This window comes from Pseudomonas sp. S8, from assembly GCF_050473925.1.
In the GTDB taxonomy this organism is placed as follows: Bacteria; Pseudomonadota; Gammaproteobacteria; order Pseudomonadales; family Pseudomonadaceae; genus Aquipseudomonas; species Aquipseudomonas parakoreensis.
The window spans coordinates 1,304,708-1,320,135 of the sequence record NZ_JBFDVZ010000016.1; the positions used below are offsets into that span (position 1 = coordinate 1,304,708).

The 15,428-nt window shown below is 55.4% G+C and carries 14 protein-coding genes and 1 pseudogene; 4 read left to right on the forward strand and 11 right to left on the reverse strand.

Features of this window, described 5'->3' with window-relative positions; translation table 11 throughout:
* Nucleotides 1-28 precede the first annotated feature (28 nt).
* Entirely contained in the window at nt 29-934 is a 906-nt protein-coding gene (locus AB1J88_RS07135; RefSeq protein ID WP_430290618.1) for an NAD-dependent epimerase/dehydratase family protein, read from the forward strand.
* A gap of 210 nt (nt 935-1,144) precedes the next feature.
* Here AB1J88_RS07135 and AB1J88_RS07140 read toward each other — a convergent pair whose 3' ends face one another.
* From AB1J88_RS07140 to AB1J88_RS07175, 8 genes are all read right to left on the reverse strand, one after another.
* Entirely contained in the window at nt 1,145-2,125 is a 981-nt protein-coding gene (locus AB1J88_RS07140; RefSeq protein WP_041063890.1) for a transketolase family protein, read from the reverse strand.
* Between the two features lie 3 nt (nt 2,126-2,128).
* Nucleotides 2,129-3,013 carry a transketolase gene (locus AB1J88_RS07145; protein ID WP_041063888.1) on the reverse strand — a complete coding sequence of 295 codons (885 nt, stop codon included), beginning with the start codon at nt 3,011-3,013 and terminating at the stop codon, nt 2,129-2,131.
* Nucleotides 3,014-3,092: 79 nt separating this feature from the next.
* Nucleotides 3,093-4,196, reverse strand: a complete 1,104-nt coding sequence (locus AB1J88_RS07150; protein ID WP_222019294.1) for an LLM class flavin-dependent oxidoreductase — start codon at nt 4,194-4,196, stop codon at nt 3,093-3,095.
* Nucleotides 4,197-4,394: 198 nt separating this feature from the next.
* On the reverse strand, nt 4,395-5,192 hold the full coding sequence (locus AB1J88_RS07155) for an SDR family NAD(P)-dependent oxidoreductase (RefSeq protein WP_052510574.1): 798 nt from the start codon (nt 5,190-5,192) through the stop codon (nt 4,395-4,397).
* A 29-nt stretch (nt 5,193-5,221) separates the two neighbouring features.
* Entirely contained in the window at nt 5,222-6,721 is a 1,500-nt protein-coding gene (locus tag AB1J88_RS07160) for a sugar ABC transporter ATP-binding protein (RefSeq protein ID WP_430290619.1), read from the reverse strand.
* 22 nt (nt 6,722-6,743) lie between these two features.
* Nucleotides 6,744-7,697, reverse strand: coding sequence for a sugar ABC transporter substrate-binding protein (locus AB1J88_RS07165; protein ID WP_052510573.1), 954 nt, complete (start codon nt 7,695-7,697; stop codon nt 6,744-6,746).
* Nucleotides 7,698-7,755: 58 nt separating this feature from the next.
* Nucleotides 7,756-8,742, reverse strand: coding sequence for an ABC transporter permease (locus AB1J88_RS07170; protein ID WP_041063881.1), 987 nt, complete (start codon nt 8,740-8,742; stop codon nt 7,756-7,758).
* Between the two features lie 57 nt (nt 8,743-8,799).
* The gene (locus AB1J88_RS07175) at nt 8,800-9,315 is read right to left on the reverse strand and encodes a flavin reductase family protein (RefSeq protein ID WP_430290620.1); all 516 of its coding nucleotides are present in this window, start codon (nt 9,313-9,315) and stop codon (nt 8,800-8,802) included.
* A gap of 287 nt (nt 9,316-9,602) precedes the next feature.
* On the opposite strand from AB1J88_RS07175, the gene AB1J88_RS07180 reads away from it, so the two are divergent.
* Nucleotides 9,603-10,529 carry a LysR family transcriptional regulator gene (locus tag AB1J88_RS07180; protein WP_041063877.1) on the forward strand — a complete coding sequence of 309 codons (927 nt, stop codon included), beginning with the start codon at nt 9,603-9,605 and terminating at the stop codon, nt 10,527-10,529.
* Nucleotides 10,530-10,633: 104 nt separating this feature from the next.
* On the opposite strand, the gene AB1J88_RS07185 is transcribed toward AB1J88_RS07180, so the two are convergent.
* Nucleotides 10,634-11,092, reverse strand: a complete 459-nt coding sequence (locus AB1J88_RS07185) for a MarR family winged helix-turn-helix transcriptional regulator (protein ID WP_430290621.1) — start codon at nt 11,090-11,092, stop codon at nt 10,634-10,636.
* A 52-nt stretch (nt 11,093-11,144) separates the two neighbouring features.
* On the opposite strand from AB1J88_RS07185, the gene AB1J88_RS07190 reads away from it, so the two are divergent.
* Both AB1J88_RS07190 and AB1J88_RS07195 read left to right on the forward strand, forming a co-directional pair.
* Nucleotides 11,145-12,290 (forward strand): FAD-dependent oxidoreductase, encoded by a 1,146-nt coding sequence (locus AB1J88_RS07190; RefSeq protein ID WP_430290622.1) that lies wholly within the window; start codon nt 11,145-11,147, stop codon nt 12,288-12,290.
* A 154-nt stretch (nt 12,291-12,444) separates the two neighbouring features.
* Entirely contained in the window at nt 12,445-13,377 is a 933-nt protein-coding gene (locus AB1J88_RS07195) for a TIGR03571 family LLM class oxidoreductase (protein ID WP_041063872.1), read from the forward strand.
* A gap of 19 nt (nt 13,378-13,396) precedes the next feature.
* Here the strand turns inward: AB1J88_RS07195 and AB1J88_RS07200 are convergent, their stop codons facing one another.
* On the reverse strand, nt 13,397-14,260 hold the full coding sequence (locus tag AB1J88_RS07200; protein WP_430292671.1) for a methyl-accepting chemotaxis protein: 864 nt from the start codon (nt 14,258-14,260) through the stop codon (nt 13,397-13,399).
* Nucleotides 14,252-15,382: pseudogene (locus AB1J88_RS07205) on the reverse strand (HAMP domain-containing protein); the annotation flags it as partial. The gene AB1J88_RS07200 and the pseudogene AB1J88_RS07205, both read right to left, overlap by 9 nt.
* Between the last annotated feature and the right edge of the window lie 46 nt (nt 15,383-15,428).

Genomic DNA, 15,428 nt, shown 5'->3' on the forward strand with positions numbered 1-15,428 from the left:
CCAATCAAAATAAGAGGGAGGCAGGACAGTGAAAATTTTCGTTACCGGCGTGACCGGTTACATCGGCGGCTCTGTAGCTAAATACCTGGTGGATGCAGGCCATGAAGTCAGCGGTCTGCTACGCAACCCGGGACAGCGTGGGGCATTGCAGGCTATGGGGATCACCCCTGTGCTCGGCACCCTGGATGACGCCTTCATTCTTACCGAACAGGCGCGTGCTGCGGACGCGGTAGTGAACGCGGCTAACTCCGACCATCTGGCTTCGGTACATACCTTTATTTCAGCACTGAGCGGCAGTGGGAAAGTCCTGCTGCACACTTCGGGCTCGAGCGTTGTCGGTGACGATGCTCGCGGCGCTTATGAGCGCAAGGAGATTTTCACCGACGAAACGCCGTTTACGCCTATGGACATCCGTAAAGACCGCGTCCATATCAACCAGGTCGTAAGGCGAGCAGGTGTTGAACAGGGTATCCGCAGCATCGTATTTTGCCCGACCATGATTTACGGAGAATCCCTGGGTTTGCCTGTGAAAAGCGATCAACTGCCGAAGCTGTTCGAGCAATCGCGAAAGTATGGCGCGGGCGCTTATATCGGTGCCGGTGTACATCGTTGGTCTAACGTGCATATTGAGGATCTGGCAGAGCTCTATCGCCTGGCCATCGAAAAGGCGCCATCTGCCTCCTTGTTCTTCGCAGAAAACGGCGAAGCGTCGTTCCTCGACATCGCGTGCTCCATCAGCAAGTCCCTCGGTTTTGGTGGCGCCATTCAAAGCTGGCCGGCCGACGAGGCAATCGCTCAGTTGGGAGACTGGGCGCGTTTCGCCATCGGCTCCAATAGCCGTGTGCGAGCCGTCAACGCCAGAAACCTGCTGGGCTGGACGCCAAAGCGTGAGTCGATGCTGCAATGGATCGAGACAAGCGGCGTCCAATGGTGATCGTCGCTGCGCGGTTCGAAAGCTCACTTCGGTGAGCTTTTTTGTACCTGTGCAAATTGTCCTTCCGAACACAGCACTCGCAAAAAAAACGTGCGGCCAAGGTCTTCGTCAATGAACACCCTGATCGCACGTGCAGGCTTAAATTGCCTGAAAGGGAAAGCCAGAAATACCGCTACGCGTTCACTACAACGCAGGTATGGATTTACGTCATCAACCCAGAACTTCCAACGCTACACTTTCAATGCCGGCGGCATCGAGTCGGTAGTGCCGGTAGAGATGGGTTGGCGGGGCAATCAGGCTGTACTCGTCGTAGATACCATGCCGGCGAACCTTGACGCCGACGCCCTCCTCCGCGATCACTTCACACACGGCACCGCCCAGACCGCCGATGATGTTGTGTTCCTCAACGGTCAGTATCGCCCGACTATTTCGCGCAGCGGTCAGTACCGCCTCACGGTCTAGCGGCTTGATGGTGGTCATATCGATCACACCTACCGAGCGCCCGGCGGCATTCAATGCCCGCGCCGCTTCGAGGGCCGGATGAACCGTGGAACCGGTGGCAATGATCGTCAGTTCATCGCCGGTCAAATGCACGGTCGCCTTGCCGAAAACAAAGTCCGGAACAGTGTCATACACCACAGGGTCGCGCCCGCGCTGGATACGGAAATAGATCGGTTGTGGGTAGTTGGCCGAAGCAAGAATCGCAGCTTTGAGCTGGTTGCCATCAGCAGGTGCGACGACGGTGATGTCGGCAATCGAGCGCATGATCGCCAGGTCTTCGGTAGCGTGGTGCGAGGTGCCGTAAAAGCCGAGTGAGATTCCGGCGTGGTGACCGATCAGGCGTACCGGGAGCGCCGAATAAGCAACGTCCATACGGATCTGCTCACAGCAAAGCAGTGGCAGAAACGACGCAAAGGTCGCCACAAACGGTTTCATGCCCACCGCTGCCATGCCGGCGGCGGCTGACACCATGTTCTGTTCGGAAATACCGAACTGCACGAATTTCTCTGGATGCAGTTTGGCGAACTTTGAAAGACCGTTGGAGTATTGAAGGTCAGCGGTACCGGCAACGATCGGCTCGCCCCGCTCGACCAGTTCGATCAAGGCATCCGACAAGGCATTCAGGCTCGGTGTCTGGCTATTGAGTTCCCGGTACTGCCAGGAGTTGTTCGACAGAGGTGCGGTATTCATGGGTTAGATCACCTTGCTTTTGATTTCGTCAATTGCACGTTGTGCATCTTCGGGATCGAGATACCCCAGGTGCCAACCTGGTTCAGTCTCCATGTAGGAAACCCCTTTGCCTTTGACCGTATTGGCAATGACGCATACCGGTTGCGTGCGTGTCGTATCGGCTTTGAGGCGACGCAACAGGCTCGTGACCGCAGCGAGATCATGGCCATCTACCACATGGGTCTCCCAGCCGAACGCAATCCACTTGTCCGCCAATGGTTCGATACCGATAACATCATCAACGTTGCCGTCAAGCTGATAGCCATTGCGGTCGATGATCGCCACCAGGTTTGCAGTCTTGTGGTGAGCCGCCGACAGTGCCGCCTCCCACACTTGCCCTTCCTGCATTTCCCCATCGCCGAGCATCACGTAAGTGGTGAATGATTTGCCCAGCATCCGCCCGGCCAGAGCCATGCCCAAACCGCCGGACAGAGCATGACCGATAGAACCTGAGGAAAAATCCACGCCGGGGACTTTGCGCATGTCAGGGTGGTCACCCAGGGGATTGCCGAGGCGCGTGTAGTTGTCGAGAATGTCTTTGGCGAAGAAGCCCCACTCCACCAACACCGGAAACAAGCCGACGGCGGCGTGTCCTTTGCCCATCATGAAACGGTCGCGGTCGGGCCACTTCGGCTGACCGAATCGCAGTTCCATCACGTCGTAATACAACGCAGCGAACAACTCGGCAGCGGAAAATACCGAAGTGTAGTGGCCGACCTTGGCGATCTCGATCAGCCGGATGGTTTCCAGACGGATGAATTGAGCTTTTTCCCGCAGGCGAGCCAACTCCTTTTCGGTCAATTCAAAGGCTTGATCCGCGCTTTCGCGGATATCTGTCAAATCAGTCATATGTCGTATCCAGGCGCATTAGCAGAATTTTGGCCGCACCTGCGATGCGGCCACACATAAGCCCACGGCAATCAGGCGATCACTGCGCTTTCAAACGAGGTGTCATGTAATCGTTGAGGCGAGGCATGACTTGCTGCGCAGTCAGTTGCATCGATCGCCGCCACAGCGCTTCGTCATCCCACTCGTGGAAAGTGGTCATCAACGTACCGAACGGTCCAGTCTGTTCACTGAACGCGACCAGTTGCTCGGTGACGGAATTCACGTCGCCGTAAATCACCATTTCCTTGATGCAATGGTCGACCGTGACTTCCTCGTCGGTCATGTCGGGGCGGGTCTTGAAGATCTTGGTGTAATGGTTGGTGGCAAGGTTATCGATCATGTAATCGAAGTAGCGTCGCAGCGTGCAGCTCTCTTGCGCCAGATAGTCCTCGGCCTGAGCTTGGGAGTCGGCAACGAACACCGAACGAGCCACACGCCAGTTATTGGCGTCGGCTTTGATACCTGCGCTTTCGGCACCCTGACAGTAAGCGAGCCAATGGGAGGCAACCGTGGCGGTCGGGTTGAAGTTGGCGGACATCAGGTCCCAGTCCTTGGCACCGGCAAGTTTCGCAGTGCCGGAAAACGGACTCATGGCCGTGGTTGCCACGCGCGGAAACGGCTTTTGAAAAGGCGTCGGCATGTAACCGATTTCCAGATCGTGGTGCACCGCGTCCTTGAGGCTGACCTGATAGTGCTCTGAGGAAAAATCATAGGGCGCTTTCGAGTTCCAGATTGCACGTATCATCTCGTAGCACTCGACCATCATCTGCCCACGGTCCTTACCGTTGCTGCCATACACCTCGAAGTCGGAAGCGAGCCCGCCAGGGCCAATGCCCATGATGAAGCGCCCTTTGGACATATGGTCGAACATCGCAGCATCGGCGGCAATTCGCGCCGGGAAATGATGCGGCAAATTCAGCACACCGGTGCACAGTTTCATGCGTTGAGTCAGCGGAATCAGGGTGGACAGAAATTGCAGCGCGTTGGTGATCGGCTCGGTGCGCTGTGACGTGTGTTCACCGACCCAGAGTTCATCAAAACCGACGCTGTCAGCATGGACAGCGCAGGCGATATCCTGATCGTACATCTCGTGATAGTCCCAGCCCTTGTGATGAAGTGGCTGCATGAACATGGCGAGTTTCATGTCGTTCTCCTGCTGCGTTGAGTGATGGGCGCGTTGCGAACAGTTTTCACAACTCACCGTTTTTATGACGAGCGCTCGTTTCGCAGGCGTGCCAATGCCGGCGCTGCAAGTCGCAACGTTCAAGGAATGGGTTAAATTCCGGGGAAGTGAGGCGTCACTTAACGCCTGCAACTCACCCTCAAGTGCTTGACCTGTGTTTTAACTTCCGTGCAACAACCAACCGCCGTCCACCAGCAGATCAATTCCGGTCACATAGGACGACAGCGGTGAAACCAGGAACAGCACCGCATCGGCGATCTCCCAAGGTTCCGCCGCGCGGCCCAGGGCGATGTTGCCCAGCACGTTGTTTTTGCGGTGCTGCTCAAGCAGTTCCGGCTCCAGATTGCCGGGTGTCGCGGTCAGCCCCGGCGACACCGAATTGACCCGGATATTGAAGGCGCTCAGATCTTTCGCGAGGCTGCGAGTCATGGCCATGACCGCGCCTTTAGATGTGTCGTAGGTACAGTGATTGGCCATGGGCCTGTGACCACAAATCGACGACAGGTTGACGATCGCCCCAGCGCTCCGCTGCCTGCGCATCTGCCGTTGCGCCACCTGCGCGCCCACGAATACCGCTCGCGTATTGATCGAGTGCAGCCCGTCCCAGAAGTCCGCATCGACTTCGTCAATGGCCTTGAGCGGATAGATGCCTGCGTTGTTGATCCATATATCCACGCTGCCGAAGCGCTCGACAGCGGTGTCCGCCAGCCTCTGAATATCCGCCGGTTGGCTGACATCGGTTGCTTGAAACGTCACGGGAAAACCAGCCTCCACCAGCTCCCCACTGCGCTCCGGCGCAAGGCTTCCAATCACCACGTTGGCCCCGGCTTCCACCAGTCGGCGACTGATGGCGAAGCCGATACCACTGCCACCACCAGTAACCACCGCGGTTCTACCGGATAAATCAAGAAGCTCGGCAAAAGGCCGGTATGGCAATGCCTGATAGGGTGACGACATGTTAGATGTTCCTCGAAGATTCTCGGTCATCACGCGGTGGCCAGCGTCATGATGCGGTCAGGGGCAATCTGCGGCCGATGCAGGATGCCTTGGGAGCAACCGCGAGCCATGACCATCACCCGATGGGACAATCCGATGACTTCCTCCAAGTCGGAACTGACGACAATCACCGACACACCGGTTTTCGACAGGTCAATGATCAGTTCGTAAATCGCCGCCCGTGCGCCCATGTCGATGCCTCGGGTCGGCTCATCGAGGATGATGACTTTCGGATTGCGAGCGATCCATTTGGCAATCACTACTTTCTGCTGATTACCGCCGGACAACTTCTCGAGTATCTGCCCCGCTACGCCCTTGATCCCCAGGGTCGCGATGCGTTCACGAGCGAATGCCGCTACCCGGTGTCCGGCAATTACTCCACAGGAGCTGAGGCTATCCAGATTGCAGTACGCAAGGTTCTCGGCAATCGTCTGATTCAGCACTACGCCCTCGGATTTTCGATCTTCCGGGATCAACACGATGCCGGCGTCAATCGCCGCCAGCACGTTGTTGGCGGGCAGCGTTCGATCGCCGAGCATTACTTTGCCAGTACTCAGTGCGCTCAATCCGGCAATCGCCTGAACCAGTTCGGTACGTCCGGCGCCGACAATGCCGGCAATACCGAAGATCTCCCCAGCCTTCACTGAAAACGACACATCGTGAAAACGCCCCGCCCTGTCCGATAGTTGCTCGACGCTCAAAACCACCTTCTCCCCAGGGATGGGTAATTCCGGAAACAGGCGATCAATCGGGCGCCCCACCATTTGCGAGACCAGAACGCCGACATCAGCCGAACCGCTGTCGTGCCGCGCAATCAGGTGACCGTCGCGCATCACCACTACCTTGTCAGCGATCCGCGCAATCTCGTCCATGCGATGGCTGATGTAGATGAATGACACGCCTTCCTTTTTCAGCTCCCGGATCTGCTTGAACAGCAGTTCGGTTTCGTCTTTGCCCAACGCGGCGGTGGGCTCATCGAGAATCAACAGCCGCGAGTTGAGCGTCAGCGCCCGCGCGATTTCCACCAGTTGCTGTGCAGCGATTTTCAGCTGGCGCACCGGCGTCTCCGGCGAGATGTCCAGGCCGAGACGGCGCAGTTGTTTCTCGGTTTCACGGAACATGGTCTTGCGGTCAACAATGCCGTTTTGCGTGGGTAAATGACCAAGGAACACGTTCTCCGCCACACTCAAGTCGGGCAGCAGATGGATTTCCTGGTGGATCATGTTGATCCCCTGCGCCATGGCAGCGCCCGGCCCGTTCGGCGCATAAGGTTCGCCGGCAACAAACATCTCGCCTTTCGATGGCGTCAGCGCTCCGGCGACGATCGAGGAAAAGGTGGATTTTCCCGCGCCGTTTTCGCCAAGCAGAGCGACCACTTCTCCATAGCCAATGTCGAGGCTGATGTCTTCCAGCACCCTGACCGAGTTGAAAGACTTGCCGATATTGCTCGCGCGAAACAAAGGCGCCTGGTGGGTCTTGATGACTGTCATGACGTGCCCTCCTTCACCGGACTCACGGGTGCTTCTCGAGGAAGGTTGCTGCGTTTTCCCGGGTAGTTACAAAGGCTGGCAACAACTGGGTCTTGGTTACCTGTTTGCCTTGCTGGAGATCGACGGCGGTACGCAATGCGGTACGCCCCATCTCCACGGCTTGCTGCGTTATGGTCATGTCCATTTTTCCATCACGAATGGCCTCCAGGGCAGATGGCAAACCGTCATAACCGAAAACCCAGACCTTGTGATCGATGTTGGCCACTTTTACCGCCTGTGCCGCACCCAGCGCCGGAGCATCGGAACGCCCGATGAACACATTGATGTTCGGGTTCTTCTGCAGCATGTCCTGGGCGACCTTGAAGCCGTTTTCCTGCAGCCAGTCAGTGGGCTTGTGGTCGACGATCTTCATTTCAGGTACCTCGGACAACACCGCATCCAGGCCTTTGGCACGGGCCACTTCAGTGGAGTCGCCCAAGGTGCCTTGCAGCAGACCGATTTCGGCCTTGCCGCCCGTCAGCTGGATCATCTGCCGGGCCAGTTCACCTGCGGCTGCCAGGTTGTCCGTCGAAACATATGCGTCGCACTCGACGTTTTTCGGAAAGTTGTCAATGCAGATCACCGGCACACCCTGCTGTCTCGCCAGACGCACTGGCACGGCCGAAGCGGCACTGCCGGTAGCGGTGTAGAGCAGCACGTCGATTTTTTTACTCAGCATGTCCTGAATCTGGCTGACCTGCCGCGCCGGGTCGGCCTGGGCATCAGCTACCAGCACATTTTTGATACCGAGGGTACTTGCCTGCTCCATGACACCATCGCGAACCATCAGATAGAACACCCACTGGAGGCTGGGGATCGACATTCCCACAGTGATTTCATCCAACGCCTTGCTTTGTGCGTGAGCAGTCATCGACATCAGGCCGCCGAGCAACGGCAACCACAGAAAACGTAGCGAGAAAACAGCACACAGCTTCATGTTTTTATCCTTCTAATCGTGTGTGTAGACGGGGATTCTTTTGAAGCGTGATCCGGACTCAATCAGTCTTGCGCTTGAGTAAATCGAGCATTACCGCGAACGCGATGACCGCGCCGATGACCACTTGCTGGACGAAAGGAGAAATACCCGCCAAGTTCAAGCCGTTGCGCAAGACGCCGATGATCAGCACGCCGATGATTGTGCCCACCACGCTGCCTGCACCGCCTTTCAGGCTGCCTCCGCCGATCACAACGGCGGCAATCACATCAAGTTCATAACCGACACCTGCGCCGGCGCCGGCAGTGTCCAGACGCGACGTCATGATGATGCCGCCCAGTGCCGCGCAGATGCCGGAGATGATGTACACCGCGCTGGTGTACCCCTTGACCCGGATGCCGGCGAGCTTGGCCACTTTGCTGCTCCCACCGATGGCATACAGACTTCGTCCTGAGACCGTAAATTTGAGGACGAACCAAAACACCAGCGCCAGCACCACGAAGCAAGTGACCGTCAGCGACAGCACACCCCCGTAACGAATCACCGAGAGATTGCTGAACCACTCAGGGAAACCGCTGACCTGAGCACCGTCTGTGACCATGTAGGCCAAACCACGAGCGACCGACATCATCGCGAGTGTTGCAATAAATGAAGGCAGGCCCGCTCGCACGACCAGTAAGGCGGTTGTCGAACCACACGCTGCACCCACGGCGATCGCAGCAAGCATGGCCGCCCACATTGGCAGGCCCAGGACCTGTTCGAGCCAGCTCATGACCATGATCGCCACCGCCAGCACGGCCCCCACGGACAGATCGATACCACCGATCAAAATCACTAGGGTCATGCCCAAGGCCATGATGCCCAGTACGGTCACTTGATCCAGTACATTAAGCAAGTTGCTCAGGGTCAGAAAGCTATCGGTAAAGAAGGTCAATACCGCACATAACAACAACAGGCCGACCATAGGGCCAGCGATACTGGATTCCAGACCAATCCACTTTGGAATTGCTCCGGAGAGTCGTGCCTTTGCCAACAACTGGTTGTTCATACCCACATCCACTTCTTATTTAATTGTTATAAGATCGAGCAGTGCATCAATTACGACTTAGTGACCGAGCTGCCGATAGCGGCCTCCCATATAGAGGAGAGGCTCTTCCAATGGCTGCGTAATCACATCTATGACGTTTCCTATAAACACCGTATGTGAACCGTGTTCTATCTCCTGCACGACTTCGCAAAAAATCGCCGCCTGTGCATCGGTCAGATACTGGATGCCATGCACGCCGGTGCGCCAGTCGCCTTCCACGAATCGCCGTTCGCGCAAATCGGGTTGACTGAAGATTTTGCAGATCGGCTCATGCTGAATTTGCAGCATATTCACGCAGAAGAGCCCGGAACGCTTGATGATCGGCGAGGCACTGGCGGTGCGGTTAACACAGATCAGTGCCGAGGCGGGGTCCATCGATACCGAGGAAAAGGCAGTCGCGGCCAAGCCGTGGGACTGACCGTCATCATCGAGTGTGGTGATAAGGGTTATTGAAGAGGCGAAGCGGCCCATTGCCATTTTGAACTGACCGGCCAGGTCTATTGAAGGGGCGGTCTCTTGATATTGAACACGCATAGCATAAACCCTCTTTTTATTGTGACTCACAGGCACTGACTTGCATTATTAACAATCAATCGGACTTTTCTATTCGATTTTAGGGAAATGACTATTCACTGATGCCGAAAGGTGAACCTAACAACAAACATATTTGAATTCGCTTCACAGGCGTACTCAAAGCCCCGTCCCAAAGCACTTGCGTATCACAACGACTTTTCGCTTTCACTTTGAATTTGTGGTTTTTACTGAATAATTGACTGATACTTTTCTGAAAACAAAAACAACTTCCACGAGACAAGATTCCCATGGTCGATCGATTGCAAGACATGCGGCTATTTCGCCTCGTCGTTCAGACAGGTTCCCTTTCAACAGCGGGTCGGCAGATGGGCCTGTCACCTGCGGCCATGAGTGGTCGACTCAAGGCGATGGAGGACTTTTATGGATTGCGGTTGCTCAAGCGCAACACGCGAAGCCTGAGCCCTACCGCCGAAGGGCAACTGTTGTTTGAAAACGCCCGGAAAATTCTTGAAGAGGTCGACACCCTCGACAGCATCATCAAAAACGGCCACAGTGATGTACTTGGCACCATCGGACTGACGTGCCCTACCGATCTGGGCCGGCAGTGGATCAGCCAGTTGGTCGACAGTTTTATCAGCGAAAATCCTCATATCGTCATTCGCCTTTTCCTCACTGACCGCGTACTGGATTTTGTTGAGTCCGGGTCAGACATTGCGATCAGGTTCGGCGACCTTCCGGACAGCTCACTTATCGCCCGCTCACTCGGAGTGGACCGCCATATCGTTTGCTGCTCTCCACAATATCTTCAGCAGCACGGTGCACCGCGCACCCCTGAAGATCTGCAGCATCACAACTGCCTGGTACACCTGAGTGCGGATTTCACGCTTGATCGCTGGAAATTTATGGACAAAGGGGTGCCGACGACCATTCAGGTCAAGGGTAACCGGATGGCCAATGACGGATTCACGTTGCGTCAATGGGGAGTGCAAGGCCTAGGGATCATTTGGAAGTCAGTCTGGGAGGTGGCAGATGACCTACACGCCAAACGGTTGATCCCATTGCTTGAAGACTATCAATGCCCGAGCACCGGTTTTCATCTGCTGACCGAGGGGGGGAAAAAGCTACCGTCGCGCGTAAAGACGTTCGTCGAATATGCCGTGCAGTACTTTAAAAACCTCGATACACCGTCGCGATACAATCTGCCGGCACCTTAACCTCAATGTGATCGCAATCAGCAGCGCGTAGGGACTTCAGTCATTCGGACTGGTAACACAAGCATCCCGTCATTGCTCAAAAAACCTTTTGAGGGGAAGCACCTTCATTTATTCGCTTGCTGAATGTGCTCCAAGGCCCGGTTTAGATTGGCATCCACTTTCAGCAACAATTTGTGCAATAGCATTTGTTCTTCAGCACTTAAACCCTCAAGCGCCTGGCTGCATGTCTGATCCATCACTCGTTTGGCTTTGGGCAACTGACATGTTGCCAGTGCTGACAGCGAGATCAGCCGACTGCGGCCGTCTGCAGGATCGAGTACACGCTGAACCAACTCATCACGCTCCATACGACTGAGCAGTTGCGCCATGCTGGGTTGCTCGACTCGAACGGCTCGGGCCAATTCTCCCTGTGAAATCGCTCCGAAGTTTTTGAGTGTGACCAATACGGGCAATTGGCTGACGGTAAGGCCAAGTTCTCGAAGCGGTAAGTCGACCAGGCGCGAAAAGCTCCTAGACACCATCCCTATCAGCCTCATGGGGTTTTTATCCAACACATTTGACATGCATAGGCACCTATATTAAATGTATAGGCACCTATCTTAATGGCTGGCTTTCATGCATTCAAATCCACGCATTGCGATCATTGGCGCAGGCCCCGGCGGACTGACGCTGGCTCGCATTCTTTACTTGCACGGTATTGTCGCCACTGTGTACGAGCGGGATGTTCACCCACTTTCACGGCCTCAAGGTGGTTCGCTCGATTTGCACGAGGACTCGGGGTTGCTGGCGCTTGAACGCGCCGGATTGAGAAATGAATTTCAAGCTGTCGCCCGCTACGAAGATCAAGGCATGCGGCTCCTGACCAAGAACGGGCAGCTGCTTTTCGATGATCAAAACCCCAGTGACGGCAATCGACCCGAAGTGGATCGCACAGCTCTGCGTTCTCTGCTGCTGGACGCTTTGCCAGCGACGATGATTCGTTGGAACTGTGCATTGTCGGAATTGGAGGAAGCCGGGGGCAACTGCTGGAACCTCTCGTTCGGCCACGGTAACGAGGGTCCTTTTGATTGCGTGGTCGGCGCCGATGGCACTTGGTCACGTGTGCGGCCTTACCTCTCGACATACGAGCCGCAATACAGCGGGCTGTGCTTTGTAGAGTTTGGCATCGATGATATTGACCGCTTGCATCCTGATTTGGCTACGTTGGTAGGCCGTGGAATGTTGAATGTACAAGGTGATGGCAAGGCCCTCATAGTCCAGCGAAATGGCAATGCCCATGTCCGTGGGTATGCAATCTTTCGCGTGCCGATGGGGTGGGTCGAGAGGAAATTTGACTTCAAATCAGCACGCGCCGTGCGCGGGGGATTGATTCAAGAGTTCGCCGGGTACTCCGAGAATATTCTGGGTCTTTTCCGGGCCTGTAACGATGACTTCGCCGTTCGCCCGATTTTTGCCCTGCCCACGGGCCATTCTTGGGTACATCGTCCAGGCTTAACCCTGATCGGTGATGCAGCTCATGTAATGTCGCCGTTTGGTGGCGACGGTGTGAATAACGCCATGCTTGACGCCGCCGAACTCGCGGATTTGCTGATCAAGCGTCGTTCGTCCGATAACGCCGTAGCAGAGTACGAACGAATGATGTTTGACCGTGTGGTCGCATCTGCCAAAGGTGCAGCAGAGGGAGCGGCTACCTTTCTTTCTCATGATGGGCAAGCACTGGCTCTAGCCATGTTTCAGAGCCATCAAGGCCCCCGGCATTGACCTCCATTCAGGCAACGACAGCATCCATATCAATCGTGCGTTTTGCTCAAGACTCTTGTGCGTGTTGACACATTTTTCTCCAGTGGGGAGCGGCCGATACTGGCGGCATTCACACATTACGTTGCCTGGTATCACATAAGGCGCAGGAGATCTGATGAACTCGCACTTTCAACGATTGCTTGGCCCGGGAGACTTTTCCCTCGGCCTGGAACTGCCACTGGACAATGACTGGTCGACAACAGGCCAGCGCCTGCGTATAGCGGAGGATCGTCCTTTCGGCGTCCCTGACCTCAAGCAACATGCACAACTGGCGCAATTGGCCGACAGCAGCGGCTTTCGAGCACTGTGGGTGCGGGATGTTCCGATGTACGACCCGCATTTCGGAGATGCAGCGCAAGTATTCGAGGCCTTTTCCTACCTGGGCTATCTGGCTGGTATTACCAAAAACATCATGCTGGGCACTGCGGCGGTCGTATTGCCGCTTCGACAACCGTGGCTGACTCTTAAAGCTGCCAACAGCATCGACGAACTGAGCGATGGTCGTCTGCTGCTGGGAGTGGCCAGTGGCGACCGTCCGATGGAATACCCGCTGTTCGGTGTCGATTACGACCAGCGAGGAGCACACTTTCGCAGCGCTGTAGAACTGCTCAAAAGTCAGGGCAACGGACGCTTGCCTGAAGGTGTTCAACTCCTGCCACAGCGCCAGGAACAAGCTCCCCTGCTCGTCGCCGGGCTTGGTCAGCAATCACCCGAGTGGATAGGAAAACACATGGATGGCTGGCTCGCTTACCCCGGAACAGCGCAAGAACATCGCCGGCGTGTCGGGCTGTGGCGAGAAGTCGGCGGCGACAAGCCTTACATCACGTTCCTGCACCTGCACCTTGAAGCCGATCCTCATTCGCCAATGAAACCCGTGCGCTTCGGCGGACGAGGCGGAAGGATGGCCCTCATTGATGAATTGGAAGCACTGCGTGAAGCAGGTGTGCAACACGTAGGCCTGCATCTTCGTCACAACACGCGCCCGGTTGCCGAGGTGATTGAAGAAATTGCCGAGTACGTATTGCCCAGGTTTCACGACGCTCGGTAAAACAACACCGGCAGCTCACTTACACCTTGAAATTGGCAATTAGCCCGTGCAAATCACGTGTCATATCAGCAACCTGATTGCTGATATTGACCGTGCTGAGTGTCTGCCCTGCCGTGGACTCGCTCAGCGTTTTTATCTCTAACGTATTCTGCTCAACGTCTTGCACAACATTCGCCTGCTCCTCAGTAGCTGAAGCAATCTGAATATTCTGATCGATGATGAGCGCCATACCGCAGGTAATGTCATCAAAGTAGCCGGCTGCCCGGGACACCTCCTCCACCGTTGTAGATGCGTTGCCATGACAACTGCGGATGATCGAGACCGCGTTGAGTACCTCGTGTTGCAACCGGGTAATGTTAGCGTGGATCTCGCCCGTCAGCTTATGGGAGTGAATCGCCAGGCTACGCACTTCATCGGCGACCACCGTAAATCCCCGACCCTGGTCACCAGCACGTGCTGCCTCGATCGCGGCATTGAGTGCGAGCAGGTTTGTCTGCTCGGAAACACTCTTGATGAGTCCTACCGCTTTTGAGATGGCCTGACTTTCGCTTTCCACCGCTTGTATGGAAATCATTGAGTCGTTCAGTTCCTGGAACAGATTATTGATTCCCGTCACTGCCCGGCCAACCTGGACGGTACCGTCGCGACACTTCTGACCTGCCAGGCTAGCTTTGTCGGCCGTTGTATGGGAACTGACGCTGACCTCTTGTACGCTACGGACCAACTCCACCATTGAGGCTGCAATCAACTCTAGCCTGACAGCTTGCTGTTCTATGCTTTTGTGAGATGAGAGTGCATGTTCGCTGACATGTACCGCCTTGTCCTGTGTTGAAAAGGAAAAGTTTTTCACTTCGGATATCAGTTCGCGCATACGGGCTTGCATGAGGTTGAAGTCTCGTGCGAGGTCGCCCAGTTCGTCACTCCCCAACGATTTTATCCCGTGGCGTAGATCGCCTTGCGCAAGGAGACGCGTCGCGCCTGAGAGTTCGCGGATGGCCCGGCCAACGGACAGGTAGAATCCGATGAACAGATAAATGATCACCATTACTGTTGCCGTGAGCGCAAAACCCCAGAGCATCAGTTTGTTTTGGCATTTAGCCAAGCGTTCATGCAGTTTTTGGTCGGCCTGTGCGAACACTGACTCCATCGCTTGGTCAAGCTTCGCAAGAAAAGGCGCGTAATCGTTGAACCGCTCTAGCCATGTGCCCATCAGCTTCTGGTAGACCGAGCCTGTTATCGAATAGGGATCAATGATGCTTGATTTGTATCTGGACTCAGCTTCTTGGGCCGCACTGGCAATGAGCAATTGTGTATCAGCATTGTCCGCCCCGTTGTTTTCGGCCTGAATGAACCGGTCGAAATTGTTCAGTTGGTTAAGGACGGTGGCTTGCGTGGACGAGTCAAGATAGCCAAATGCAGTGACATAGCCTGCGTAACTTTGGGTCTGAGCGAGCACTTGATACAGGGGCAGGATTTCGTCGAGCAACAGCGCCATATTGCGATAGACAAGTGGGTCGTCATCATGAGTGAGGCGCGCCGATGCGGCAATTTCCTTGATAGTAACAAGGCGTTTGTGAAGTGCGCGGGCCCCCTCGGTATATCGCACGCTCAAAGGCTGTGAAGCGTCAGTAATCTGTGCCGGAGCATTCGAGGTGACGAGGGAATTGGAGAACGGGCTTTTTTTCAGCCACTGGTTCAGTTCATCTGTTTGTTGTTTGAGCAAATCAGCCTGCTTTCGAATGAGCGCGGCGATGTCTGGTTTGTTGCGAGCACGCGCGACAACCTCAAGGCCCGCAAGCTCCACGGCTTTTTTGTACTCGGACAGACTTTTACTCATGGCTTCAAGTCCTTGCAGCTCGAGTCGGGCTGACTGTCGTTCTTGGTAAATGCTGATCATCTTATCGATGGAGAGCCAACAGTACGGAAGCATGAACACCACGAAAATCAGTGAAAACTTCTGCGCATATCGCGCACGGTTCATCAAAGCCAGAACGGGTCTGAACATCACTGCTCCTACAAATGGAGATCGCTGGTTGCGAGAAATCACGTCA

Bases quoted from the DNA above. Each gene is read 5' to 3' on its own strand.
- AB1J88_RS07175 (WP_430290620.1), bottom strand. From the start codon at position 9,315: ATGCGTGTTCAATATCAAGAGACCGCCCCTTCAATAGACCTGGCCGGT.
- AB1J88_RS07145 (WP_041063888.1), bottom strand. From the start codon at position 3,013: ATGACTGATTTGACAGATATCCGCGAAAGCGCGGATCAAGCCTTTGAA.
- AB1J88_RS07200 (WP_430292671.1), bottom strand. From the start codon at position 14,260: ATGCAAGCCCGTATGCGCGAACTGATATCCGAAGTGAAAAACTTTTCC.
- AB1J88_RS07150 (WP_222019294.1), bottom strand. From the start codon at position 4,196: ATGAAACTCGCCATGTTCATGCAGCCACTTCATCACAAGGGCTGGGAC.
- AB1J88_RS07185 (WP_430290621.1), bottom strand. From the start codon at position 11,092: ATGTCAAATGTGTTGGATAAAAACCCCATGAGGCTGATAGGGATGGTG.
- AB1J88_RS07170 (WP_041063881.1), bottom strand. From the start codon at position 8,742: ATGAACAACCAGTTGTTGGCAAAGGCACGACTCTCCGGAGCAATTCCA.
- AB1J88_RS07180 (WP_041063877.1), top strand. From the start codon at position 9,603: ATGGTCGATCGATTGCAAGACATGCGGCTATTTCGCCTCGTCGTTCAG.
- AB1J88_RS07140 (WP_041063890.1), bottom strand. From the start codon at position 2,125: ATGAATACCGCACCTCTGTCGAACAACTCCTGGCAGTACCGGGAACTC.
- AB1J88_RS07165 (WP_052510573.1), bottom strand. From the start codon at position 7,697: ATGAAGCTGTGTGCTGTTTTCTCGCTACGTTTTCTGTGGTTGCCGTTG.
- AB1J88_RS07160 (WP_430290619.1), bottom strand. From the start codon at position 6,721: ATGACAGTCATCAAGACCCACCAGGCGCCTTTGTTTCGCGCGAGCAAT.
- AB1J88_RS07195 (WP_041063872.1), top strand. From the start codon at position 12,445: ATGAACTCGCACTTTCAACGATTGCTTGGCCCGGGAGACTTTTCCCTC.
- AB1J88_RS07155 (WP_052510574.1), bottom strand. From the start codon at position 5,192: ATGTCGTCACCCTATCAGGCATTGCCATACCGGCCTTTTGCCGAGCTT.
- AB1J88_RS07190 (WP_430290622.1), top strand. From the start codon at position 11,145: ATGCATTCAAATCCACGCATTGCGATCATTGGCGCAGGCCCCGGCGGA.